General features: G+C 34.5%; 24 protein-coding genes. 17 read left to right on the plus strand and 7 right to left on the minus strand.

Going from position 1 to position 23,522, the window contains the following annotated elements:
* Nucleotides 1-3: 3 nt before the first annotated feature.
* The 4 genes from rpsR to rlmB all read left to right on the plus strand — a co-directional run bounded on the left by rpsR (nucleotide 4) and on the right by rlmB (nucleotide 4,034).
* Nucleotides 4-231: a 30S ribosomal protein S18 gene (gene rpsR / locus EV697_RS07385; protein ID WP_132024210.1), complete on the plus strand. Its 228-nt coding sequence runs from the start codon at nucleotides 4-6 to the stop codon at nucleotides 229-231.
* Between the two features lie 17 nt (nucleotides 232-248).
* Nucleotides 249-698, plus strand: coding sequence for a 50S ribosomal protein L9 (gene rplI, locus EV697_RS07390; protein ID WP_132024212.1), 450 nt, complete (start codon nucleotides 249-251; stop codon nucleotides 696-698).
* A 133-nt stretch (nucleotides 699-831) separates the two neighbouring features.
* Entirely contained in the window at nucleotides 832-3,246 is a 2,415-nt protein-coding gene (rnr, locus tag EV697_RS07395) for a ribonuclease R (RefSeq protein WP_132024214.1), read from the plus strand.
* A 50-nt stretch (nucleotides 3,247-3,296) separates the two neighbouring features.
* Nucleotides 3,297-4,034, plus strand: coding sequence for a 23S rRNA (guanosine(2251)-2'-O)-methyltransferase RlmB (gene rlmB, locus EV697_RS07400; RefSeq protein WP_132024216.1), 738 nt, complete (start codon nucleotides 3,297-3,299; stop codon nucleotides 4,032-4,034).
* A 55-nt stretch (nucleotides 4,035-4,089) separates the two neighbouring features.
* Here the strand turns inward: rlmB and folA are convergent, their stop codons facing one another.
* The 3 genes from folA to EV697_RS07415 form a co-directional block, all read right to left on the minus strand.
* Nucleotides 4,090-4,575 (minus strand): type 3 dihydrofolate reductase, encoded by a 486-nt coding sequence (gene folA / locus EV697_RS07405; RefSeq protein ID WP_132024218.1) that lies wholly within the window; start codon nucleotides 4,573-4,575, stop codon nucleotides 4,090-4,092.
* Nucleotides 4,576-4,654: 79 nt separating this feature from the next.
* Nucleotides 4,655-5,122, minus strand: coding sequence for a threonine/serine exporter family protein (locus EV697_RS07410; RefSeq protein WP_132024221.1), 468 nt, complete (start codon nucleotides 5,120-5,122; stop codon nucleotides 4,655-4,657).
* A gap of 1 nt (nucleotide 5,123) precedes the next feature.
* Nucleotides 5,124-5,912 (minus strand): threonine/serine exporter family protein, encoded by a 789-nt coding sequence (locus EV697_RS07415; protein ID WP_132024223.1) that lies wholly within the window; start codon nucleotides 5,910-5,912, stop codon nucleotides 5,124-5,126.
* 155 nt (nucleotides 5,913-6,067) lie between these two features.
* Between EV697_RS07415 and proB the strand changes: the two genes are divergently transcribed.
* Nucleotides 6,068-7,177 (plus strand): glutamate 5-kinase, encoded by a 1,110-nt coding sequence (gene proB, locus EV697_RS07420; RefSeq protein WP_132024225.1) that lies wholly within the window; start codon nucleotides 6,068-6,070, stop codon nucleotides 7,175-7,177.
* Nucleotides 7,177-7,521, plus strand: a complete 345-nt coding sequence (locus EV697_RS07425; RefSeq protein WP_132024227.1) for a hypothetical protein — start codon at nucleotides 7,177-7,179, stop codon at nucleotides 7,519-7,521. Before proB ends, EV697_RS07425 begins: the two co-directional genes overlap by 1 nt.
* 43 nt (nucleotides 7,522-7,564) lie before the next feature.
* Here EV697_RS07425 and EV697_RS07430 read toward each other — a convergent pair whose 3' ends face one another.
* Nucleotides 7,565-7,996 (minus strand): hypothetical protein, encoded by a 432-nt coding sequence (locus tag EV697_RS07430; RefSeq protein ID WP_132024229.1) that lies wholly within the window; start codon nucleotides 7,994-7,996, stop codon nucleotides 7,565-7,567.
* A gap of 240 nt (nucleotides 7,997-8,236) precedes the next feature.
* Between EV697_RS07430 and EV697_RS07435 the strand changes: the two genes are divergently transcribed.
* From EV697_RS07435 to EV697_RS07480, 10 genes are all read left to right on the plus strand, one after another.
* Nucleotides 8,237-8,605, plus strand: coding sequence for a ComEA family DNA-binding protein (locus EV697_RS07435; protein ID WP_132024231.1), 369 nt, complete (start codon nucleotides 8,237-8,239; stop codon nucleotides 8,603-8,605).
* A 119-nt stretch (nucleotides 8,606-8,724) separates the two neighbouring features.
* Complete coding sequence (rdgB, locus tag EV697_RS07440; protein ID WP_132024233.1) at nucleotides 8,725-9,330, plus strand: RdgB/HAM1 family non-canonical purine NTP pyrophosphatase; 606 nt, start codon at nucleotides 8,725-8,727, stop codon at nucleotides 9,328-9,330.
* A 1-nt stretch (nucleotide 9,331) separates the two neighbouring features.
* Nucleotides 9,332-9,655, plus strand: a complete 324-nt coding sequence (locus EV697_RS07445) for a YbjQ family protein (protein WP_132024235.1) — start codon at nucleotides 9,332-9,334, stop codon at nucleotides 9,653-9,655.
* Nucleotides 9,656-10,810: a radical SAM family heme chaperone HemW gene (gene hemW, locus EV697_RS07450; protein WP_132024237.1), complete on the plus strand. Its 1,155-nt coding sequence runs from the start codon at nucleotides 9,656-9,658 to the stop codon at nucleotides 10,808-10,810.
* Nucleotides 10,811-10,901: 91 nt separating this feature from the next.
* Nucleotides 10,902-11,561, plus strand: coding sequence for a ribose-5-phosphate isomerase RpiA (rpiA, locus tag EV697_RS07455; RefSeq protein ID WP_132024239.1), 660 nt, complete (start codon nucleotides 10,902-10,904; stop codon nucleotides 11,559-11,561).
* A 26-nt stretch (nucleotides 11,562-11,587) separates the two neighbouring features.
* A complete protein-coding gene (serA, locus tag EV697_RS07460) occupies nucleotides 11,588-12,820 on the plus strand; it encodes a phosphoglycerate dehydrogenase (protein ID WP_132024241.1) in 1,233 nt (410 codons plus the stop codon).
* A 217-nt stretch (nucleotides 12,821-13,037) separates the two neighbouring features.
* Nucleotides 13,038-14,675 carry a glutamine hydrolyzing CTP synthase gene (gene pyrG / locus EV697_RS07465; protein ID WP_132024243.1) on the plus strand — a complete coding sequence of 546 codons (1,638 nt, stop codon included), beginning with the start codon at nucleotides 13,038-13,040 and terminating at the stop codon, nucleotides 14,673-14,675.
* Nucleotides 14,676-14,804: 129 nt separating this feature from the next.
* A complete protein-coding gene (gene eno / locus EV697_RS07470) occupies nucleotides 14,805-16,106 on the plus strand; it encodes a phosphopyruvate hydratase (RefSeq protein WP_132024245.1) in 1,302 nt (433 codons plus the stop codon).
* Between the two features lie 73 nt (nucleotides 16,107-16,179).
* A complete protein-coding gene (locus tag EV697_RS07475) occupies nucleotides 16,180-16,596 on the plus strand; it encodes a DUF2251 domain-containing protein (protein ID WP_132024247.1) in 417 nt (138 codons plus the stop codon).
* A 177-nt stretch (nucleotides 16,597-16,773) separates the two neighbouring features.
* The gene (locus EV697_RS07480; RefSeq protein ID WP_132024249.1) at nucleotides 16,774-17,328 is read left to right on the plus strand and encodes a DUF5358 domain-containing protein; all 555 of its coding nucleotides are present in this window, start codon (nucleotides 16,774-16,776) and stop codon (nucleotides 17,326-17,328) included.
* Between the two features lie 362 nt (nucleotides 17,329-17,690).
* Here EV697_RS07480 and EV697_RS07485 read toward each other — a convergent pair whose 3' ends face one another.
* The gene (locus EV697_RS07485; protein WP_132024251.1) at nucleotides 17,691-18,041 is read right to left on the minus strand and encodes a hypothetical protein; all 351 of its coding nucleotides are present in this window, start codon (nucleotides 18,039-18,041) and stop codon (nucleotides 17,691-17,693) included.
* A gap of 86 nt (nucleotides 18,042-18,127) precedes the next feature.
* Here EV697_RS07485 and EV697_RS07490 point away from each other — a divergent pair, with 86 nt between their 5' ends.
* Nucleotides 18,128-19,024, plus strand: a complete 897-nt coding sequence (locus EV697_RS07490; protein WP_132024253.1) for a viperin family antiviral radical SAM protein — start codon at nucleotides 18,128-18,130, stop codon at nucleotides 19,022-19,024.
* Nucleotides 19,025-19,058: 34 nt separating this feature from the next.
* Here EV697_RS07490 and EV697_RS07495 read toward each other — a convergent pair whose 3' ends face one another.
* Both EV697_RS07495 and purL read right to left on the minus strand, forming a co-directional pair.
* The gene (locus tag EV697_RS07495; RefSeq protein WP_132024255.1) at nucleotides 19,059-19,460 is read right to left on the minus strand and encodes a hypothetical protein; all 402 of its coding nucleotides are present in this window, start codon (nucleotides 19,458-19,460) and stop codon (nucleotides 19,059-19,061) included.
* A 74-nt stretch (nucleotides 19,461-19,534) separates the two neighbouring features.
* Nucleotides 19,535-23,428, minus strand: a complete 3,894-nt coding sequence (gene purL / locus EV697_RS07500) for a phosphoribosylformylglycinamidine synthase (protein ID WP_132024257.1) — start codon at nucleotides 23,426-23,428, stop codon at nucleotides 19,535-19,537.
* Between the last annotated feature and the right edge of the window lie 94 nt (nucleotides 23,429-23,522).

A 23,522-nucleotide genomic window follows, 5' to 3' on the forward strand; every position in this document is an offset into this window, starting at 1 on the left:
CAAATGGCACGTTATTTCCGTCGTCGTAAGTTCTGCCGTTTTACAGCGGACAATGTAGTAGAAATCGATTATAAAGATATCGCTACTTTAAAGAACTATATCACAGAGAGCGGCAAAATTGTTCCAAGCCGTATTACCGGTACTCGTGCGAAGTATCAACGTCAATTAGCTCGTGCAATCAAACGCGCTCGCTATTTAGCGTTACTTCCGTACACTGACAACCATCAGTAATTGAAAGGAGAACGGTAATGCAAGTAATTCTTTTAGATAAAATGGCTCACCTAGGTAGTATTGGTGACCAAGTGAATGTTAAATCAGGTTTCGCACGTAACTACTTAATCCCACAAGGAAAAGCAGTTATGGCAACTAAAGCTAACGTTGAATATTTTGAAACTCGCCGTGCAGAGTTAGAAGCAAAAGCTGCTGAAGTTTTAGCTGCAGCACAAGCTCGTGCAGCACAATTAACTGAGTTAGCGAAAGTAACTATCATCTCTAAAGCAGGTGATGAAGGTCGTTTATTCGGTTCAATTACAACACGCGATATCGCAGAAGCAGTAACCGCTGCTGGTGTTGAAATTGCTAAAAGTGAAGTTCGTCTTCCTACTGGTCCATTACGTACCACAGGTGATCACGAAGTTCGCTTCCAACTTCACGCGGAAGTTTTTGCTTCATTAGACATTTATGTTGAAGCAGAATAATTATCTTTATTGATAAATAAAACCCAGCTTATGCTGGGTTTTTTATTAACCTCAATTAAATTCTATTCTTTTCTTGCATTCCCTCGCTTACAATGACAAACTAACCCTAATCTATTCAATATAGGGAATAAAAATGAAAGCACCCCAAAAAACTAACAATAAGAAAAAAACTATCAAAAAAAATACCGCACTTATCGATCCTAACTATAAAAAAGAACAAGAAAAATATTCCAATCCTATTCCTAGTCGAGATTTTATATTAAAAATAATTAAAGACTACAATGCCCCAATGTCAAAAGAAGAAATCCTAACGACTTTAGATATTCAAGATGAAGAACAACAAGAAGGAATGCGTCGTCGTTTAAGAGCAATGGAAAATGATGGGCAATTAATTTTTACTAAACGTCGTCGCTATGCGCTTGCCGAAAAATTAGATCTACTTAAAGGAACAGTCATTGGACATCGTGATGGCTATGGTTTCTTACAAGTAGAAGGGCAAAAAGAAGATTTATTTATTGCTAACGATCAAATGAAACGAGTAATGCACGGTGATTATATTCTTGCTCAACCAAGCGGTATTGATCGCCGTGGACGTAAAGAAGTACGCATTGTTCGAGTGTTAGAAAATCGTAAAAAACAACTTGTAGGGCGTTTTTTCCTAGAAGAAGGTATTGGCTATGTTGTTCCTGATGACAGCCGTGTTAATCGTGATATTTTAATTCCAACAGAACACCGCAAAGGCGCAAGAATGGGGCAAGTAGTCGTGGTTGAATTAAAACCTCGCTCAGCCAGTTTCAGTCAACCTGTCGGTATGATCACTGAAATACTTGGCGAAAATATGGCAAAAGGAATGGAAACTCAAATTGCCATTCATAACCACGATATTCCCCATATTTTTCCACCAGCAGTAGAAAAACAAGTCAAAAAATACACTGAGGAAGTCCCTGAAGAAGCGAAAAAAGGACGTATTGACCTCAGAGAATTACCTTTAGTAACCATTGATGGTGAAGATGCTCGAGATTTTGACGATGCCGTATTTTGCCAAAAAAATAAAAATGGTGGCTGGAAATTATGGGTTGCCATTGCTGATGTTAGCTACTATGTAAGATTACGTACAGCATTGGATACCGAAGCCTATAATCGTGGTAACTCGGTTTATTTCCCAACTCGAGTAGTACCAATGCTACCTGAAATTTTATCTAATGGACTATGCTCTTTGAATCCACAAGTTGATCGCTTATGTATGGTGTGTGAACTCAATATTTCAGCAAAAGGGGAGATGAAAGATTACCAATTTTATGAAGCTGTAATGAAATCTCAAGCTCGTTTAACCTATACTAAAGTTGCACATATTTTAGAAGGCGATAAAGAATTAAGAGAACGTTATCATAATTTAGTACCACATTTACAAGAATTACATAATATGTATCAAGTGTTACTCAAAGCTCGTCATAAACGTGGTGCAATTAACTTTGATACCATTGAAAGTAAATTTATTTTTAATGAAATGGGACGTATAGAAAGCGTCGAACCCGTTGTTCGTAATGATGCACATAAAATCATTGAAGAATGTATGATATTGGCAAATATTGCCGCCGCAAACTTTATGGAACGTCATAAAGAGCCAGCCTTATTCCGTATTCATGCTAGTCCAAATGAAGAAAAAAGCACTGCTTTTCGTGCATTTTTAAATGAATGTGGATTATCACTTGAGGGAGGCTTAAAACCTACTACGGCAGATTATGCAAAATTACTTGAACAAATCAAAGAACGTCCAGATCATGAATTAATCCAAAGTATGTTATTACGTTCTCTCAGCCAAGCCGTTTATGATCCAGAAAATATTGGACACTTTGGGCTAGCATTAAATGAATATGCTCATTTCACTTCTCCTATTCGCCGATATCCAGACTTAACCTTACATCGTGGCATCAAATATATATTAGCTAAGCAACAAGGTTCAAAACGTAAAACAACTAATACCGGTGGCTATCATTATTCCATAGATGAAATGGATATATTAGGTGAGCATTGTTCAACAACAGAACGCCGAGCAGATGAAGCGACTCGTGATGTAGAGAACTGGCTAAAATGTGAATATATGCAAGATCACGTAGGTAGTGAATTTACAGGGATTATTTCTTCAGTAACTGGATTTGGCTTATTTGTTCGTTTAGATGAATTATTTATTGATGGTTTAGTGCATATTTCCAGTTTAGATAATGATTACTATCGTTTCGATCCAGCTAAACAATATTTAATTGGCGAAAACTCTGGTATGATTTATCGTCTAGGCGACAAAGTTAAAATTCGTGTAGAATCGGTCAGCCTAGAGCAAAAAAAGGTTGATTTTGCTTTAATTTCTAGTGAACGCAAACCCGCAAGAGTGGGAAAAACGAAAAAAGATAATGCCAAAAAAGCATTACGTTATGCGGAAAGTATAAAAAAACAGAAAAATAAAGGGAAATCAGCTCAGGCAAAAAAACCAACTAGCCGTAAGAAATCGCCGGCAAAAAGAAAATCGTCAACTAAACCTAAAAAATCTTAAGTGATATAATAGATTGGTAATAATTAATATTGATTTAATAGAGACTAGCAATGGCAGAAAATATTTATGGTATCCACGCAGTAAAAGCATTTTTGGATAATGCTCCCGAACGTTTAATCGAAGTTTATGTATTAAAAGGTCGTGATGATAAGCGGTTACTTCCTTTAATTAATGAGTTAAGAAATATCGGAATATCAATCCAATTTTTTAATCGAGAAACCTTAGATAAAAAAGCCAATGGCGAAGTACATCAAGGTATTATCGCCAAAGTTCACCCAGCAAAAGAACTGAACGAAAATGATCTTGATAGTATTTTAAGTAATACCCAAAATCCTTTATTACTGGTGTTAGATGGTGTAACTGATCCCCATAATTTAGGTGCTTGTTTACGAACCGCTGATGCAACTGGAGTCTCTGCGGTGATCGTCCCTAAAGATAAATCCGCTCAATTAAGTTCAGTTGCTCGAAAAGTAGCTTGTGGTGCAGCAGAAGTTATTCCTCTTATTAAGGTGACTAACTTAGCTCGAACCTTGAGAGATATTCAACAACAGCATAATATTTGGGTTATAGGCACAGCTGGTGAAGCCACTGAAACTATTTACCAAACAAAACTAACTGGTGCTTTAGCATTAGTAATGGGGGCTGAAGGTGATGGTATGCGAAGATTAACTCGAGAAACTTGTGATCAACTCGTAAGTATTCCAATGAATGGTTCTGTATCTTCACTCAATGTTTCTGTGGCGACTGGGGTTTGTTTATTTGAAATAGTAAGGCAACGATTAGCTTAATTGACAAAAAAGGGATAAATTAAATTTTATCCCTTTCTTAATTATTCCTATCCTATTATCTTTTACGATTTAAAATCAAAAAACGACAATCATAAGCATTTTTCTCATCGGCTGAGCGGTATTCCTCAAATTCAATATCCCATTCATTCCAATCAATTTTAGGGAAATAAGTATCGCCTTCAAGCTCCGCTTGTATTTCTGTAAGATATAGCTTGTCTGCCTGTGGTAAATATTGCTTAAATAATTCGCCACCACCAATTAACATAATTTCTGAAAAATCTTTTAAAAAATCCACCGCACTTTCTAGGCTATTTTTCCAAATAATCCCCTCTTGTTCATAAGGCGAACGAGAAAGTACCACATTAATTCTGTTAGGAAGAGGACGACCAATACTTTCAAAGGTTTTCCGTCCCATTACAATAGGCTTACCCACTGTATTTATCTTAAACCAATTTAAATCAGCGGGTAAATGCCAAGGCATTTGATTGTCTTTCCCAATAACATTATTTTTTGTTATGGCAACCACTAAACTTAATGTCATATCCTTTCCTACTCTAATTTATCATCGAACGATTATGATAATAACATTTGCAATGGATTATCGCCATATAACATTATCACTACACCACTGGTCTTTGACGATAAAACAGCATACCTGGTAAAGATAACCCAAAAGCAATTGCGCCTAAAATAAAGCCTGTTTTAATAAAGTAATCAATCATATCGACAAATAATGGATCAGAAAATCCATAATGATGAATTTGTACAATGGCGATCATTGCTTTGTAAGCATAAACACCTGGAATCATCGGAATAATCGCTGCTACCGTAAAGACTTTTGGGTGGGCTAAATAACGATGTGATAAATGTACACCAATAAAACCAATTAAACTTGCCCCAAAAAAAGTGGCAAAAACCAAAGGGACATCATAATGAATAAGTAATGTCCTCAAACCGTGTCCCAACGCCCCTAATATTGCACAATATTTCAATGCTTTTACTGGTACATTAAATACTAAAGCGAAACCCACTGCAGGAATAGCGGCAAAAAACATATCATCAATCAATAGTAAAATTAAATCTAACATATTATCTTCCCCAACTGGTAATATTTAAGACACTTAGTGCAAATACAATGCCAATACAAGCCCCAAAAGTTAATACTGTCGCTATCGTCCAACGAGCTAGCCCCATACTAATATGCCCTTTCAAAATATCAGCTAATGAATTAATTAAAGGAAATCCAGGAACAAGTAATAACACACTTGACGCTAACGCAATTTGTGGATCATTACCAATATTATATTTCAACGCAATGCCAGCAATCATAGAACCAACAAAAGCAGTCATCGCAAATACAATAATTGGATTATGATGTTTCATTGCTAAACTTTGTCGTACAAACATTGCAATCGAAGCGGCAAAAAAGGTAATTAATGAAATAAGCACATCGCCACCTGACAAATGTGCAAAAGAGGCACAAGATAACCCTATCATAAATACTACAAAATATCGGTTATATTTTAATGGTTTAATACTATCTAATTTATTTTTAACCTGCTCAATACCATAAATTTTATGTTCTGCGGTAATTACAATGCGTTGTACTTCAGTTACAACTTGCATATTAATACCTTTATCTGCATTTTTACGAGCAGTGGTAATACAATTACCCTTATATAAAGTAGTTAAAATAACCGCATTGGGGGTTAAAGCACATTCCACGCTATCCATTCCTAATGCAATCCCTAACCGATGAGCGAGCTGTACAATAACCGTACTTTCAACACCATGTTGTAATAAAAGTAACGCCGCTTTAATACATAATCGAGTGACCTCTCGCTGTATATTTTTTTCTTTTTCTGTTAATTCACTCATATTAAAAATATCCTATAATAAAAATTCGATATATTATATTTATTTTAATAGAATAATTATTTGTTTTAAATCATAGAAACAGTCTTGCAAAGAAATAGATTTCAAGTAAATTAAGCAACCCTGCTCCGTTAATAAATAATTCGATGGGAATACTAATGGAAAGTGTAAAAAGTAAAACAATCGTCGTAAAATTCGGCACTAGCACCTTGACCCAAGGTTCAACAAAATTAAATTTACCGCATATGATGGAAATTGTTCGCCAAATAACAAAATTACATCAACAAGGCATACGCGTCATCATTGTTACCTCTGGTGCGGTAGCCGCTGGACGACATTATCTTAATTATCCAACACTACCGACAACCATTGCCTCTAAACAATTATTAGCTGCCGTAGGGCAAAGCCAGCTTATTCAAACTTGGGAAAAATTATTTTCTATTTATGATATTCATATTGGTCAGATTTTATTAAGTCGTGCGGATATAGAAGATAGAGAACGCTTTTTAAATGCCAGAGATACTCTACACGCTCTTTTAAATAACCAAATCATACCAGTGATTAATGAAAATGATGCTGTTGCAACAGCAGAAATTAAAGTAGGTGATAACGATAATTTATCTGCGTTAGTCGCTATCTTAGCACAAGCCGATCAACTTTATTTATTAACCGATCAACAAGGTTTATTTGATAGTGATCCAAGAAAAAATCCAACCGCAAAATTAATTCCTGTGGTAGAAAAAATTACCGATCATATTCGTGCTATCGCCGGTGGAAGCGGTACAAACTTAGGGACTGGTGGTATGTCCACTAAAATTACTGCTGCCGATATTGCTACTCGTTCAGGTATTGAAACGATTATCGCACCCGGTAATCAAGAAAATATCATTGTGGATTTAGCACAAGGAAAACAGCAAGGCACTAAATTTATTGCGCAAACTGATCGATTAGAAAGCCGAAAACAATGGTTATTTGCTGCCCCATCAGCTGGAACGCTAATTGTTGACCAAGGTGCGAAAAGTGCGGTATTAAATCAGCACAAATCATTGCTACCAGCAGGAATTATCGCTATTGAAGGGCGATTCTCTCGTGGTGAAGTGGTTAAAATAAAAACAGAAAATAACCAAACTTTTGCCTTAGGTGTACCGCATTATAATAGTGATGCCTTAACCCTTATCAAAGGAAAAAAATCACAAGATATTGAAAATATATTAGGCTATGAATATGGTTCTGTGGCAGTACATCGTGATGATATGGTGATTATATAATGCGTATAGTTCAACATAGATTACCTCTAAAAAATATATTTTTATTTTTTATGATTATGCTAGTAGGGGTAACATTAATTGCCTGTTCTGCACCTCATAAACAAACAAATAAAGAGAGAAAAGTTTTTCATATTACCAACAATCAGCTACGTTTTAACATAGCAGAATGTAATGATATTGACGATTGGTATCTTGATGGATATAGAACAGGTAAATCCTATTCCCAATACAAAGAAAAAATGTTCTCTCAACGACGCAATTATTGCGAGGAATCAACAGGAAAGAAAATTAATAAAAAATTCCAGAAATCTTGGGAGAACGGATATAAAAAAGGGAGAATATAATTAAGACCACAGCTAATAAACTGGAGCCTTAATAATTTCATTTTTACCCACGCATATAGTTATCTATGTAAGATTTGAGAAATATTGCAGAACTAGTATAAATTCGCTTTAACTGAACGTCATTTGGCGTTTCATTGTTAGTTAAAAATAAATAAGGACAAGTAACATATTCAATATTATATTTATCTCTGTAAAATTCTATAGCATCATGAGTTGCACCAGACGTTCTACAAGCAGTAATAATAATTGAACATTTATCCTTTTTAATTAAATTGCCTAGTTGTTCTTTAACTACAGATCCATAATCTCCATGGGTAGATATACCAATTTTTTTTCCATTATACTCAAATGATTTTGTTTGATCTATATTCAATAAATCATTCTCTTCTGCTTTTAATAGATTAATTAACTCATTTAAAGTATGTGTTTTTCCATTATTACTTGCACCATAAAAGCCGATAATAAGATTATTCATAATTAACTCCTACTAAAATACCAAATTTAAAAATTTATTTACTAAAACATAAGTTAAAATATATCAAAGTTATTTTTCAAAATGAAGCAGGAATAAAAATTTTTACTATATATAAAATATCTTTTTTACGATCCTGATCTAGAAATAAAAAACTTGCTATTGAAAGTTTTTCCTTATTAAAACAAATTATAACTGTTGAAATAATTCAGCACATTATCATAGTTTAAATAAGGAAAAAATATGTCAAAATTTAAATCAATATTAGCATCATTATTCATTATCAGTACCCTCGCACTATCTAATCAAGTTCTTGCGGATAATGCACAAACCAAAGTTGAAAAAAGTTCATCTAAAATAACCACAGTTCAAGAAAATAAGAAATCTATTGATAAAAATGATCCAATTATTCTTTCAGATAAAGTAAATATTAACACGGCGACTGCAAGTGAAATTCAACAAGCATTAACTGGTATTGGAGAAAAAAAAGCAATAGCGATTGTTGCTTACCGACAAGAAAATGGCAATTTTACGGATATTGAGCAATTAACCGAAGTAAAAGGTATCGGCAAAGCCACTTTAGAAAAAAATAAGGATCGTATTATTTTATAATCTAATATCTAGCGGAAATAATCTCTTTCCGCTTTTTTCATTTTCAAATAAAAATACATTCTCACCTCTTCCTTGATTAATAGTATAATTACCCCAATTCTTTCTCTTAGGAACTCAAAATGAAACAAAAAATCGTATTAGCCACAGGTAATAAAGGCAAAGTCAAAGAAATGGCTGATGTATTAGCTCAATTTGGTTTTGAAGTCATTGCTCAAACAGATTTAGGTATTGAAAGTCCAGAAGAAACAGGGCTGACTTTCGTTGAAAATTCTATTTTAAAAGCTCGTTTTGCCTCAAAAATGTCTGGATTACCCGCCATTGCAGATGATAGTGGACTTGTTGTGAATGCTCTTAATGGCGCTCCAGGATTATATTCGGCACGCTATGCAAGGGTTGATGGCGAAGAGGCAGATGCTAAAAATAGACAGAAATTATTAAAAGAATTAACCAATGTTGCCACAGAAAACCGCCAAGCAAAATTTGTTAGTTGCATTGTAATGTTGCAAAACGAACTTGATCCTTCACCGATCATTGCTGAAGGTACTTGTGAAGGCGTAATCACTTTTGAAGAAAAAGGGGAAAATGGCTTTGGTTATGATAGTCTTTTCTTCTATCCAGAAAAAAATTGTACTTTTGCTGAATTAGATACAACAGAAAAGAAAAAAATTTCACATCGAGCAAAAGCACTAGCTGAATTAAAGAGAAAACTAGGTATGGATAAATAATATGATTATTACAACTACACCACAAATTGAAGGAAAACAAATTATTGAATATAAACAAGTAGTATTTGGCGAAGTGGTCGCTGGTACTAACTTTATTCGTGATTTTTTTGCTGGTATTACGGATATTTTAGGTGGTCGTTCCAAGATGTACGAGTCAAAAATAACTTCCGCTCGTGAAAACGCTTTATTAGAAATGGAAAAGAATGCACAAAAAATAGGTGCAAATGCGGTTGTCGGTGTTGAAGTCAATTACACTTCAATACACGGCGATGGAAAAAGTATGTTTATGATTGTCGCTAGTGGCACTGCGGTTGTGGTTCGTTAAGTGAATAATCTTATTCTTCCACCTCTTAGCCTCTATATCCACATTCCTTGGTGCGTGCAAAAATGCCCTTATTGTGATTTTAATTCTCACGCACAGAAAGGAATTATTCCTGAGGCTGAATACATAGCACATTTATTAAAAGACTTATCCCAAGATCTTATTCGCTATAAAGATGGGATTTGTTCAAGAAAACTTCATTCGATTTTTATCGGTGGTGGCACACCTAGCCTATTTAGTGCAGATAATATTGCCTTACTTTTAAATGAAATTAATCGACTTATTCCTTTTGAAGAAGATATTGAGGTTACCTTAGAGACCAATCCAGGAACAGCAGAAGCCGAACGTTTTAAAGGTTATGTCAATGCTGGCGTTACTCGGATTTCTATGGGTATTCAAAGTTTTTCTGATGATAAACTAAAACGTTTAGGGCGAATCCATAATGCCGAAGAAGCAAAAAGAGCTGTGCAATTTGCAAAAGATTCTAATTTAAACAGTTTTAATTTAGATCTTATGCACGGACTACCAAACCAGACCCTTGATGAAGCATTAGATGATTTAAAACAAGCTATTGAACTTAATCCTCCTCACTTATCTTGGTATCAACTCACCATTGAACCGAATACGATGTTTGCTTATCGCCCACCTAAATTACCTAATGAAGATGATTTATGGGATATTTTTGAGCAAGGGCATAAGTTACTCACAGAGGCGGGTTATCAACAATATGAAACCTCCGCTTATGCTAAGCCTAATTTTCAATGTAAACATAATTTAAATTATTGGCGATTCGGTGATTATCTTGCTATTGGTTGTGGTGCTCATGGAAAAATAAGTTTTGAAGATGGAAAAATCATACGATTTTCTAAAACTAAACACCCAAAAGGTTATTTACGTGGTGAATATTTGTATCAAGAAAATAATGTGGACAATTCCGACCGCCCTTTTGAATTTTTTATGAATCGATTCCGATTACTTGAAGCTGTACCTAAAATTGAATTTGAACAATTAACTCATTTGCCTATTGAAACAGTAAAATCAGAAATAAACTGGGCGATACAACGAGATTATATTCAAGATATCGCGAATACTTGGCAAATTACAGAAAAAGGAAAACTATTCTTAAATGAATTATTAACCGAATTTTTACCGAAATAATCTTGTTTATAAAATAGAATCGTTTTAAAGTATTACTTTTGTTACGCAAACGTTTACGCCTTGTGAATTTTGTATTGAAAAGGAATGAATAATGGATCAACTAACTATGAAAAAAATGGCTGCCGAAGCGGCATTACAATATGTCAAAGCAGATAGTATTGTTGGTGTAGGCAGTGGCTCTACTGTCAACTGTTTTATAGAAGCATTGGCAACAATAAAAGATAAAATTAAAGGTGCAGTAACCGCCTCTAAAGCCTCAGAAAAATTATTAAAAGAACAAGGTATCGAAGTTTTTAGCACTAATGATGTCTCTAGCCTAGATATTTATGTTGATGGTGCTGATGAAATCAATCCACAAAAAATGATGATAAAAGGTGGTGGTGCGGCACTTACTCGTGAAAAAATTGTTGCGGCACTTGCTAAAACTTTCATCTGTATCGTTGATAGTAGCAAACAAGTTGATGTACTTGGCTCAACTTTTGCACTACCAATAGAAGTCATTCCAATGGCTCGTTCACAAGTTGCTCGCAAACTGGTTGCATTAGGTGGCTCACCTGAATACAGAGAAGGGGTTATTACTGATAATGGCAATGTTATTTTAGATATTTATAACTTCAAAATTATGAATCCAGTAGAAATGGAAAAAGAATTAAACAATATTGCTGGTGTTGTAACAAATGGGATCTTTGCCCTAAGAGGTGCTGATATCATTATTGTTGGCACACCTAATGGTGCTAAAATTATTAAATAATAAAAATACAGGATAGGAAAGCAAATATGGTAAATAAAGTATCACTTGAGAAGTCTAAAATCAAATTCCTACTTTTAGAGGGAATACACCAGAATGCAGTAGATGTATTAAAAGCAGCTGGTTATACAAACATTGAATATCATCAAAAAGCACTTGAGCCAGAAGAGCTTAAAGAAGCAATTAAAGACGCTCATTTTATTGGATTACGCTCACGTACCTATCTAACAGAAGATGTGTTACAAGAGGCTAAAAAATTAATTGCTATTGGTTGTTTCTGCATTGGAACGAACCAAGTCGATTTACAAGCCGCCAAAAAACGTGGTATTCCTGTATTCAATGCCCCATTTTCAAACACTCGCTCCGTTGCTGAGTTAGTATTGGGTGAAATTCTTGTATTAATGCGTAATGTGCCGCAATCTAATGCAGAGGTTCATCGTGGTGTATGGAATAAATCCGCCGCAGGCTCGAGAGAAGCAAGAGGCAAAAAATTGGGTATTGTAGGTTATGGACATATTGGTTCACAACTCAGTATCATCGCTGAATCTTTAGGAATGAAAGTCTTTTTCTATGATATTCAAAATAAATTACCATTGGGTAATGCTCAACAAGTTGGATCATTAGAAGAATTATTAAATAAGTGCGATGTTATTTCTCTACATATTCCAGAAAATGACTCGACTAAAAACTTAATTAATGCTGAACGTATCGCCCAATTTAAAGATGGTAGCCTATTAATTAATGCTGCTCGTGGCACAGTTGTTGATATTGATGCCTTAGCCGATGCACTAAAATCTGGCAAAATTCGTGGTGCTGCACTTGATGTATTCCCTGAAGAACCTGCGTCTATCAATGAAGAATTTATTTCTCCATTACGTGAATTTGATAATGTTATTCTCACACCACATATTGGTGGCTCAACGACAGAAGCACAAGAAAATATAGGCACAGAAGTAGCGAGCAAATTTGTAAAATATTCAGATAATGGTTCAACCTTATCCTCAGTGAACTTCCCTGAAGTATCCCTACCTGAGCATATTGGTTCCGCACGTTTATTACATATTCATCATAATAAACCAGGTATTTTAAACAAAATTAACCAAATCTTTGTAGAAAAAAATATCAATATTGCAGCTCAATATTTACAAACAGATCCCAATATTGGCTATGTTGTTATTGATGTAGATAGTACCGATCCAACACCATTATTAGAACAATTACGCGCTATTGAAGGAACTATTCGAGCAAGGGTTTTATATTAATTTTATAAAACATCTTAAAAATATACCGCACTTTATTTAATGCTGTATTCAAAATTAAATAAAGTGCTTTCCATAAAAATAAACATTAAATTCAATCCTTAAGATTGAGTTCACACGTCCTTTAATGTAAACTATTCTCCCGTCTTTATTAAGAGTTATTGTTTAATAATTAACAACTCTTGCATTTATTTTCATATCAAAAAATCATAGGTTTAATATGGCTACCAATTATATTTTTGTTACTGGCGGTGTAGTTTCTTCTCTTGGAAAAGGTATTGCTGCCGCATCATTAGCAGCAATTCTTGAAGCTCGTGGCTTAAATGTCACAATGATGAAACTTGATCCTTATATTAATGTTGACCCTGGCACAATGAGTCCGACTCAACATGGCGAAGTTTTTGTTACTCAAGATGGCGCCGAAACTGACCTAGATTTAGGACATTACGAGCGTTTTATTCGTACAAAAATGACCAAACGTAATAATTTTACAACAGGAAAAATTTATTCCGAAGTATTACGTAAAGAACGTCGTGGAGATTACTTAGGTGCAACAATTCAAGTTATTCCACATATTACTAACGAAATTAAAGCAAGAGTGATTGATGGTGCTGCGGGGCATGATGTAGCGATTATTGAAGTGGGTGGTACTGTTGGTGATATTGAATCGTTACCATTTTTGGAAGCGTTAAGACAGCTAGCCACACAAGTCGGTCGTGAGCGTACTCTATTTATGCATCTTACTTTAGTGCCTTATATTCCAACGGCTGGTGAGGTCAAGACTAAACCAACACAACATTCTGTAAAAGAATTATTGTCTATTGGCATTCAACCTGATGTATTAATTTGTCGCTCTGATCGAATGATCCCAACAAATGAAAGAGCCAAAATTGCTTTATTCTGTAATGTTCCAGAAAAAGCGGTGATTTCATTAAAAGATGTAAATTCAATATATCAAATTCCTGCATTATTGAAATCACAAGGACTAGATAACTTTATCTGTGAACGTTTTCATCTAAGTTGTCCTGAAGCCGATCTTTCTGAATGGGAGCAAGTTCTCTATCAAGAATCTAATCCTAATGGCGAAGTTACCATTGGTATGGTGGGTAAATATACTGAATTGCCTGATGCTTATAAGTCAGTTAATGAAGCCTTAAAACACGGTGGATTAAAAAATCGTTTAACCGTAAATATTAAATACATCGACTCACAAGATGTAGAAACTAAAGGAACAGAAGTCTTAAAAGATGTCGATGCAATTTTAGTTCCTGGTGGTTTTGGCTATCGCGGTGTTGAAGGTAAAATTCTTACTGCAAAATATGCACGTGAAAATAATATCCCATACTTAGGAATATGTTTAGGTATGCAAGTAGCCTATATTGAATATGCCCGAAATGTTGCTGGACTGCCTCAAGCAAATTCATCAGAATTCGATAAAAATTGTGAACAGCCAGTGATTGGCTTAATAACAGAATGGCAAGATGCAACAGGCAATATTGAAACTCGCTCTGATAATTCAGATCTTGGCGGAACAATGCGTCTTGGAGCACAAAAATGCCATCTTATTGAAAATACGCTCGCACACCAATTATATGGTGCAAATACCATAGAAGAACGTCATCGTCATAGATATGAAGTCAACAATGTATTACGCCCACAATTAGAAAAAGCGGGACTAAAAATTTCTGGCTTATCAGAAGATAAAAAATTGGTTGAAATTATTGAGATTCCAAACCATCCTTGGTTTGTTGCTTGTCAATTCCACCCAGAATTTACCTCAACCCCTCGTGATGGACATCCATTATTTACAGGGTTTATTAAAGCGGCAAAAGAGAACCAAAAAAATAAAACAAAATAAATATTTGAAAATATGTATTTTGATCAAAGAAAGGTGTTTTTTAACAAGACAAAAGGATAAAATATCTTTACTATATCGCAGTCTTTCAAAGAACTTATTTGAATTAACTTAAAATAGAGGAAAATAACAATGGCGAAAATCGTTAAAGTAATTGGTCGTGAAATCATCGACTCACGTGGTAACCCAACAGTTGAAGCAGAAGTTCATTTAGAAGGTGGTTTCGTTGGTTTAGCAGCCGCTCCATCAGGTGCATCAACTGGTTCACGTGAAGCATTAGAATTACGTGATGGTGATAAAGCACGTTTCTTAGGTAAAGGTGTATTAAAAGCAGTAGCTGCAGTAAATAATCAAATTGCCCAAGCAATCTTAGGTAAAGATGCAACAAACCAAGCTGAAATCGACCAAATAATGATCGACTTAGATGGTACAGAAAATAAATCTAACTTTGGTGCAAATGCAATCTTAGCGGTATCTTTAGCAAATGCAAAAGCGGCGGCAGCGGCAAAAGGTTTACCACTTTATGCACATATTGCAGAATTAAATGGTACACCAGGCGTTTACTCTATGCCATTACCAATGATGAACATTATCAATGGTGGTGAGCACGCAGATAATAATGTTGATATTCAAGAATTTATGATCCAACCTGTCGGTGCGAAAACATTAAAAGAAGCACTCCGTATTGGTGCTGAAGTATTCCACAACTTAGCTAAGGTATTAAAATCTAAAGGATTAAATACCGCAGTTGGTGATGAAGGTGGTTTTGCACCTAACTTAGCTTCTAATGCGGATGCATTAGCTTGTATTCAAGAAGCGGTAGATAAAGCAGGTTATGTATTAGGTAGAGATGTAACATTAGCAATGGACTGTGCTTCTTCTGAGTTCTATAACAAAGAAAGTGGCTTATATGAAATGAAAGGTGAAGGAAAATCATTCACTTCAGAAGAATTTACTCATTATTTAGAAGGTTTATGTAAAAAATACCCTATCGTTTCTATTGAAGATGGTCAAGATGAATCAGACTGGGAAGGTTTTGCATACCAAACTAAAGTATTAGGTGATAAAGTACAATTAGTTGGTGATGATTTATTCGTAACTAACACTAAAATCTTAAAAGAAGGTATCGAAAAAGGTATCGCAAACTCAATCTTAATCAAATTCAACCAAATCGGTTCATTAACTGAAACTTTAGCTGCAATCAAAATGGCTAAAGATGCTGGCTATACAGCGGTTATCTCACACCGTTCTGGTGAAACTGAAGATGCAACTATTGCTGATTTAGCAGTAGGTACAGCAGCAGGTCAAATCAAAACTGGTTCAATGAGCCGTTCAGATCGTATTGCTAAATATAACCAATTAATCCGTATTGAAGAAGCACTAGGTGATCAAGCACCATTCTTAGGATTAAAAGCAGTTAAAGGTCAAGCATAATCTTTAATTGATATTGATTAATAATAGCCACCAAGTGAACCTAGCTCGGTGGCTTTTTTATAAGGATAAAATAATGCTCTATTCCGTATTAGACGATCAAATTTTACTCGGTGAAAACTATCGTAATGGTAGTCATTCAATAAAGCACGAACATTTAGTTGTTATCTTTGAAGATGATGGCAGCACAGGCTATTTTTATGCAATGGATCTTCATCAAAGTAATCAACCCATAGTAGATAAACTCTTTGTTTATAGCATAAATGATATTGAGCCAGATTCTCTGAAAGAACCAAGAAAATTACAAATTTGCTGGTCTGAAGATGGTTATAAAGCATTTTTAATGCTCAATGGTTATCCCCACGCCGCTTTTGATTTCCAACAATTTGTCGGCTACAACCATAGCAAATATCCCGAACCAGAATTTGGTAGTATGTGGACACATAAAGAAACCAATCAAGAATTAGTGAATTATTGGCTAACCTCATTATAAATAATGCGATAAGTGCTAACCAAACAAGATATAACATAAGTAGGAGCAATATTTCTCAATAAACAATATACAAGAATAACATTTTCCCTTAGTAATAATATTTTATACTTATAACTACTTTATAATGAAAGGAAAAATTATTAAAATAACCGTAATTAAGACTAAGTCTGGATTTCTATGTTAAAGAAAATAATTTTATCTAGTATTGGATTACTTCTCATTGGCTGTACCAGTAATTCTGTAAATACGACTATTCCTGCTGAATTTGCTAATGCGGACTATCTTCTCTCAAATGAGAATGCAATTCAGTGGGCGATGAAAAGTCATCAAGTGGAAGAATGTATCTATCCTAATCTAACAAAAATTCAAAGAGAACATTTTTCTAAAGAAGATGCTTATATCCACTCCCAATATGTTTTCTTTTATCCCTTAGAAAAGGTAATCGGTGAAGAATATGTAAAAATGATCCAAGATGATAAAAAATCCATGGATTATGCTCAATACCAATATAAAAAATTTAAGGAAAGAAAAACCGATCCTCTTCCTTTAGTACAATGCGAAACATTAAGAAAAAAAGCCCGAGATGATCTTGCTGTTGTTCAAGGGAAATATAAAAATGGTATGGTAGAAGAAAATACTAAAGAAACAGCAAAAGATGAAAATGGTGTTGCTACAAATGAAAACAAATTCTTCTTTGATATAATCAAATGGGGTGCTGCGTTTTTGTTGTGATAACTTAGTAATATTACAAATAACCATAACTAACTAATACCTATAAGCAAATAAGATTTATAAAAAAAGATTGTTTGCTCGTTTTTTATTCATTTTGTCCCTATTTGTACCTCCTATTAATTTAATCTTATCCTGAAAATTCATTAAACTAATAGGAGTAATTATGAGGACTTCAAATAATAAAGACATCCGTGCTTATATACATAAGTTAATAAAAAATAAGAATATCCAGATAAATATAAAGAATGGGAAAAAACATGCATATTTACTAATTCAAAAACACAAAATTATTATTCCATCAACTCCTAGTTGTAAATATAGTTATAATAATTTTAAAAGAGACGTAGAAAAAATTTTAAAAATTATTCCATAGATTTTTTTTCATCAATCATCCTTTGAATTTGATAGCTCAGTGCGTGCAAAATTTTTTGTTCATTACCTAAAATATCGTAATCCCCTTCAATCTTAGCTCTGATATTTTTTCTTTTAATAAAAATATCAGAGTTTTTTAATGCACAAATATAGTTTCTTAATTTTCCAATATTATTACACCTTTTTAAATCAGACTTAAAGGATTCCACAAAGCCATTAATCTCCAGTACTTCGGCGATACAATCTGCAGCTTCTTCTTGAGTAATACTTAGTTCATTAATTATATCTTTAAGTTCTTCCCTTAATTCTTTAGCTTTATTTTTGTCTGCTGTTTTTTTCATCATTTTGTACTTTTTTGTCCATTCTAAGTTGATAATATAAACACAAATCATTAATTTCTTAACTTAATTATATAAGGAGATCAAAAGTGAATAAAGTCAACTCAAAAGAATTAGTTGTAAATTGGCATCTTACTGAAACTTGTAATTTTAAGTGTAGATATTGTTTTGCAAAATGGCAAAAAAATAAGCAAAAAGAACTGTTTCATGATAAAGACAATTCTTATAAACTTTTAGAAGAAATTGCAATGCTTCCCAACTTTATAAATATAAAGGAAAATACTAGCTTTAATAGTGTTAGATTAAATCTGGTTGGAGGAGAACCATTAATATATGAAAATAGAATTATAGATATTGCACTGTATGCAAAAAAACTTGGTTTTTCACTTTCAACAATCACAAATGGAAGCAGAATGAATAAAAATCTAGAAGCCTTGATCGCAAATAATTTTTCAATTATAGGCTTTAGCATTGATTCTCTTTTAAATGAAACAAATGAGAAAATAGGAAGAGTGGAAGGGAAAAAAGCTATGGATTACCAAAAAGTTACTAACTCTATTCTTAATATAAAAAAAATTAACCCTGAAATTGATATAAAAATTAATACGGTTGTGAGTGAATTAAATTATCAAGAAGATTTTTCAGCTTTAATTAATCAAATTTTACCATCTAAATGGAAAGTGTTAAAAATGTTACCCATACTAACAAATCAATTTCAAATTAATAATCACCAATTCAATCTATTTTTAGAAAAACATCAACAACTTTCACATATTATTAGTAGTGAAAGTAACGAATTAATGACAAATTCTTACCTTATGCTAGATCCATTTGGTAGATTTTTCCAAAACACTAAGAAGACACAAGGATATACCTATAGTTCCCATATTTTAGAATACGGGATACAATCAGCATTTAATGAAATAATGTTTGATACTAAAAAATTTAATTATAGATATAAAAATATGCAAAATAGAATATTGTAAAGATATCACTTTATATTGTAGAGATTGATAAAATTCAATCTCTACACTTCCGAATATTTTCCCTGTATATATCTTTAATATCACTAAAAAATTTATGACTTTCGTATGTTTTTGAAAAGGCACAAGCACAAATATCTCTCTGTTCTCGATAATACCTTGCTTCACTCATACAAGCATTCATTCTTTCATATATTAAAATAATCTCATCTTTAGTTTGAAAAAGCTCCGGAGCTTCAGCAACAGAATATCCTACCCCTAAAGCTAAGAATATCACTTTACCCGAAGTTGCAATAGACGACTTTTTTAATTTACTTAAAGGTAACTTTGTTCCACAATTTTTACAAGTAGACAATGATTTAGGAATGGAAAAAACAGACACTTTTTTACATTTTGGATTAATACATTCTACTTCAATATATTCTTTATCATCAGACATACAATTCACCCTAATTAAATAAATATGAATAAAGTAGCTAACTTTTGCTAACCACTTTATTTAAGATAAAAATCCTACTTCAACGCCACTCTCGCATTTCTAAACAATCTCATCCATGCACCGTCTTCTGACCAGTCTTCTGGGTGCCATGAATTGCTGACTGTGCGGAATACACGTTCTGGATGGGGCATCATGATAGCTACACGTCCATCTTTGTTGGTGATTGCAGTAATACCGTCCACTGAGCCGTTAGGATTCGCTGGGTAGACTTCTGTTGGGTTTAGGTTGTTATCAATATATTGTGCAGCAATGAGATTTTGCTCACGCAATAATTGCAACTGTTGATCGTTTTTAAACTCAACGCGACCTTCACCATGAGAAACCGCAATTGGCATATATGAACCTGCCATACCATTGAACCATACAGAGTCAACTTGGTTAATACGAACCAATGCAGCACGAGCTTCAAAACGTTCTGAAGTATTACGAACAAAACGAGGCCATGCTTCTGTTCCTGGAATGATTTCTGCTAAGTTTGAGATCATTTGGCAACCATTACAAATGCCCAATGCTAAAGTATCTTGACGTTCAAAGAATGAGGCAAATTGATCACGAAGTGCGGTATTAAATAAAATAGATTTTGCCCATCCACCACCAGCACCAAGAACATCACCATAAGAGAAACCACCACAAGCCACTAACGCATTAAAATCTTTTAGATTTTGTCTTGCTGTATGTAAATCTGTCATATGAACATCAATGGCTGCAAAGCCAGCACGATCGAAAGCCGCTGCCATTTCAACGTGGCTATTCACGCCTTGTTCACGCAAAATAGCAATACGCGGTTTCACACCTTTTGCAATATAAGGTGCAGCAATATCTTCGTTAATATCATAAGTTAAATGTGCGGAGAAACCTTTATCTTGTGGATCTTTCTTCGCCTTAAACTCCTGATCAGCACATTCTGGATTATCACGCAATGACTGCATTTTGTGCGTTAATTCTGCCCAGATACCACGTAATTCTGAACGTTTTTCAGATAAGATAACTTGAGTACTACGTTTGATTTCAAATTCATCATTTGTGGTTACTGAACCTAATTCTTTGGTTAAATGTAATATGCCATTTTCGCTTAATACTTCACGCACTTGGTTAAGTTCATCATCTTTTACTTGAATAACCGCACCTAGTTCTTCGTTAAATAATACCGCTAGATCATTATCACCTAATGCACTAATATCCACAGACACACCACAATGCCCAGCAAATGCCATTTCTGCAAGCGTAACGATTAAGCCACCATCTGAACGATCGTGATAGGCTAATAATTTATCTTGTTGCACAAGAGTTTGCATTGCATTAAAGAAGCCTTTTAATTCTTGTGGATTGCGTACATCTGCCGGTTTATCACCAAGTTGTTTGTAAACTTGTGCTAATGCGGTTGCCCCTAGATTATTTGCTCCATTTCCGAGATCAATTAATAATAAGGTGCTGTTGCCTTTATCTGTGCGTAATTGTGGGGTAACAGTTTTGCGAACATCTTCCACTCTTGCAAAAGCACTAATAACTAGTGATAACGGTGCAGTAACAGTTTTTTGTTCGCCATTTTCTTGCCATGTAGTTTTCATTGACATTGAGTCTTTACCGACTGGCACAGTTAAACCAAGTTGTGGACAAAGTTCTTCGCCCACTGCTTTTACCGCTTCGTACAATCCTGCATCTTCGCCATTATGACCTGCCGCTGACATCCAGTTTGCAGATAGTTTAATACGTGTTAAATCGCCAATATTGGTTGCGGCAATATTGGTAATACTTTCCGCTACTGCCAAACGAGCAGAAGCGGCAAAATCTAATAATGCCACTGGTGCACGCTCGCCAATAGACATTGCTTCACCGTGATAACTATCTAAACTTGCGGTAGTAACTGCACAATCTGCTACTGGAATTTGCCATGGACCGACCATTTGATCTCGTGCCACCATACCAGTAACAGAGCGATCACCAATAGTAATTAAGAAAGTTTTTTCAGCAACAACAGGTAAACGTAAAACACGATGTAATGCTTCTTTAACATTAATATTACTTTGATCAACTGGTGCATTATTCACTGTTTTTGAGGTTACATCACGTGTCATTTTTGGTGTTTTACCGAGTAATACATTCATTGGTAAATCAATCGGATTATTCTCAAAATGATTATCGTGTAAGGTTAAATGTTTTTCTTCTATTGCTTCACCGATTACTGCAAATGGGGCTCTTTCACGTTCACAAAGTGCAGTAAATAATGGTAATTTTTCTGGTGCAACCGCTAATACATAACGTTCTTGAGATTCGTTACACCAAATTTCCAATGGCGACATCCCTTTTTCATCACAAAGGATATTACGTAATTCAAATTTACCACCACGATCACCGTCATGGACTAATTCAGGCATCGCGTTAGATAAACCACCTGCTCCTACATCGTGAATAAATAAAATTGGGTTTTCATCGCCTAGTTGCCAACAACGGTCGATAACCTCTTGGCAACGGCGTTCCATTTCTGGGTTATCACGTTGCACAGACGCAAAATCAAGATCTTCTTTTGATTTTCCTGATGTCATAGAAGAGGCTGCACCACCACCTAAGCCGATGTTCATCGCTGGTCCACCAAGTACAATTAATTTTGCACCAACAGAAATTTCGCCTTTTTGAACGTGTTCAGCTCGAATGTTACCAATACCACCTGCAAGCATAATTGGTTTATGATAACCACGCACTTCCTCGCCATTAAAGCTATTTACTTTTTCTTCATAAGTGCGGAAATAACCTAATAAGGCAGGGCGACCAAATTCATTATTGAATGCTGCACCACCAAGTGGACCATCAATCATAATGTCTAAAGCTGAGGCAATACGACTTGGTTTGGATAATTTATTTTCCCAAGGCTGTTCAAAATTAGGAATAACAAGATTTGAAACAGAAAAGCCCACTAGTCCCGCTTTTGGTTTAGCGCCACGACCAGTTGCACCTTCATCACGAATTTCCCCACCAGATCCTGTTGCAGCACCTGGGAATGGAGAAATGGCGGTTGGGTGATTATGGGTTTCCACTTTCATTAAAATATGTGCATCTTCTTGGTGATAGCGATATTGCCCATCTTGATCAGGGAAGAAACGCCCTACTTTTGAGCCTTCCATTACTGCTGCATTGTCTTTATAGGCAGATAACACATAATCTGGTGTTTTTTCAAAGGTATTTTTAATCATTTTAAATAATGATTTTTCTTGTTTTTCTCCATCGATCACCCAGTCTGCATTAAAGATTTTATGACGACAATGTTCAGAGTTTGCTTGGGCAAACATATATAATTCAATATCAACAGGATTACGTTTAAGTGCGGTGAAATTTTCCACTAAATAATCAATTTCATCTTCTGCTAGTGCTAAGCCTAAATTAATATTTGCTTCTTCCAGTGCTTTACGTCCACCATTTAAAATATCAACAATAGTAAATGCTTTTGGTTGTTGCTGTTGGAATAATCTTTCAGCTTCTTGGCTATCTCGAATAACCGTTTCCATCATTCGATCATAAAGATGAGAGGTAAGTTTTGTTTCTTCATCTTCCGTTAAAGTGCGGTCAAATTTAAAATAGAATGCTAAACCACGCTCTAAGCGAAGTACTTTATTTAAACCACAGTTATGTGCAATATCAGTAGCTTTTGATGACCAAGAAGAAATTGTGCCAATTCTTGGAATAACGATATAACATTCACCGACTGGTTCATGTTTTGCCAATGTTGGTCCATAATGTAATAACTCTTCTAGTTCTGTTGTTTCTTCTACGGTTAACTTTTCAGAAAGATCCACAAAGTGTAAGTATTCAGCATAAATATCCTTTACGGGAAGTTGATGTTGGTTAAATTTTTGAGTAAGTTGTTTTAAACGAAATGAAGATAAAGCTGGAGAACCACGAAAAACCTGTAACATAGAATTTGCACCATTAATAAGTAGTTAAACGAAAAATAAAGGGTATTATAAAGGAATTCACCTAGAAACGAAAACGTTTGCTTTAGATAAAAAT

Source organism: Bisgaardia hudsonensis, from assembly GCF_004345785.1.
GTDB classification, from domain to species: Bacteria; Pseudomonadota; Gammaproteobacteria; order Enterobacterales; family Pasteurellaceae; genus Bisgaardia; species Bisgaardia hudsonensis.

What these genes read in the sequence shown, in the direction of transcription:
- rpsR (WP_132024210.1), top strand. Translation starts at nt 4, where the DNA reads ATGGCACGTTATTTCCGTCGTCGTAAGTTCTGCCGTTTTACAGCGGAC.
- rplI (WP_132024212.1), top strand. Translation starts at nt 249, where the DNA reads ATGCAAGTAATTCTTTTAGATAAAATGGCTCACCTAGGTAGTATTGGT.
- rnr (WP_132024214.1), top strand. Translation starts at nt 832, where the DNA reads ATGAAAGCACCCCAAAAAACTAACAATAAGAAAAAAACTATCAAAAAA.
- rlmB (WP_132024216.1), top strand. Translation starts at nt 3,297, where the DNA reads ATGGCAGAAAATATTTATGGTATCCACGCAGTAAAAGCATTTTTGGAT.
- folA (WP_132024218.1), bottom strand. Translation starts at nt 4,575, where the DNA reads ATGACATTAAGTTTAGTGGTTGCCATAACAAAAAATAATGTTATTGGG.
- EV697_RS07410 (WP_132024221.1), bottom strand. Translation starts at nt 5,122, where the DNA reads ATGTTAGATTTAATTTTACTATTGATTGATGATATGTTTTTTGCCGCT.
- EV697_RS07415 (WP_132024223.1), bottom strand. Translation starts at nt 5,912, where the DNA reads ATGAGTGAATTAACAGAAAAAGAAAAAAATATACAGCGAGAGGTCACT.
- proB (WP_132024225.1), top strand. Translation starts at nt 6,068, where the DNA reads ATGGAAAGTGTAAAAAGTAAAACAATCGTCGTAAAATTCGGCACTAGC.
- EV697_RS07425 (WP_132024227.1), top strand. Translation starts at nt 7,177, where the DNA reads ATGCGTATAGTTCAACATAGATTACCTCTAAAAAATATATTTTTATTT.
- EV697_RS07430 (WP_132024229.1), bottom strand. Translation starts at nt 7,996, where the DNA reads ATGAATAATCTTATTATCGGCTTTTATGGTGCAAGTAATAATGGAAAA.
- EV697_RS07435 (WP_132024231.1), top strand. Translation starts at nt 8,237, where the DNA reads ATGTCAAAATTTAAATCAATATTAGCATCATTATTCATTATCAGTACC.
- rdgB (WP_132024233.1), top strand. Translation starts at nt 8,725, where the DNA reads ATGAAACAAAAAATCGTATTAGCCACAGGTAATAAAGGCAAAGTCAAA.
- EV697_RS07445 (WP_132024235.1), top strand. Translation starts at nt 9,332, where the DNA reads ATGATTATTACAACTACACCACAAATTGAAGGAAAACAAATTATTGAA.
- rpiA (WP_132024239.1), top strand. Translation starts at nt 10,902, where the DNA reads ATGGATCAACTAACTATGAAAAAAATGGCTGCCGAAGCGGCATTACAA.
- serA (WP_132024241.1), top strand. Translation starts at nt 11,588, where the DNA reads ATGGTAAATAAAGTATCACTTGAGAAGTCTAAAATCAAATTCCTACTT.
- pyrG (WP_132024243.1), top strand. Translation starts at nt 13,038, where the DNA reads ATGGCTACCAATTATATTTTTGTTACTGGCGGTGTAGTTTCTTCTCTT.
- eno (WP_132024245.1), top strand. Translation starts at nt 14,805, where the DNA reads ATGGCGAAAATCGTTAAAGTAATTGGTCGTGAAATCATCGACTCACGT.
- EV697_RS07475 (WP_132024247.1), top strand. Translation starts at nt 16,180, where the DNA reads ATGCTCTATTCCGTATTAGACGATCAAATTTTACTCGGTGAAAACTAT.
- EV697_RS07480 (WP_132024249.1), top strand. Translation starts at nt 16,774, where the DNA reads ATGTTAAAGAAAATAATTTTATCTAGTATTGGATTACTTCTCATTGGC.
- EV697_RS07485 (WP_132024251.1), bottom strand. Translation starts at nt 18,041, where the DNA reads ATGAAAAAAACAGCAGACAAAAATAAAGCTAAAGAATTAAGGGAAGAA.
- EV697_RS07495 (WP_132024255.1), bottom strand. Translation starts at nt 19,460, where the DNA reads ATGTCTGATGATAAAGAATATATTGAAGTAGAATGTATTAATCCAAAA.
- purL (WP_132024257.1), bottom strand. Translation starts at nt 23,428, where the DNA reads ATGTTACAGGTTTTTCGTGGTTCTCCAGCTTTATCTTCATTTCGTTTA.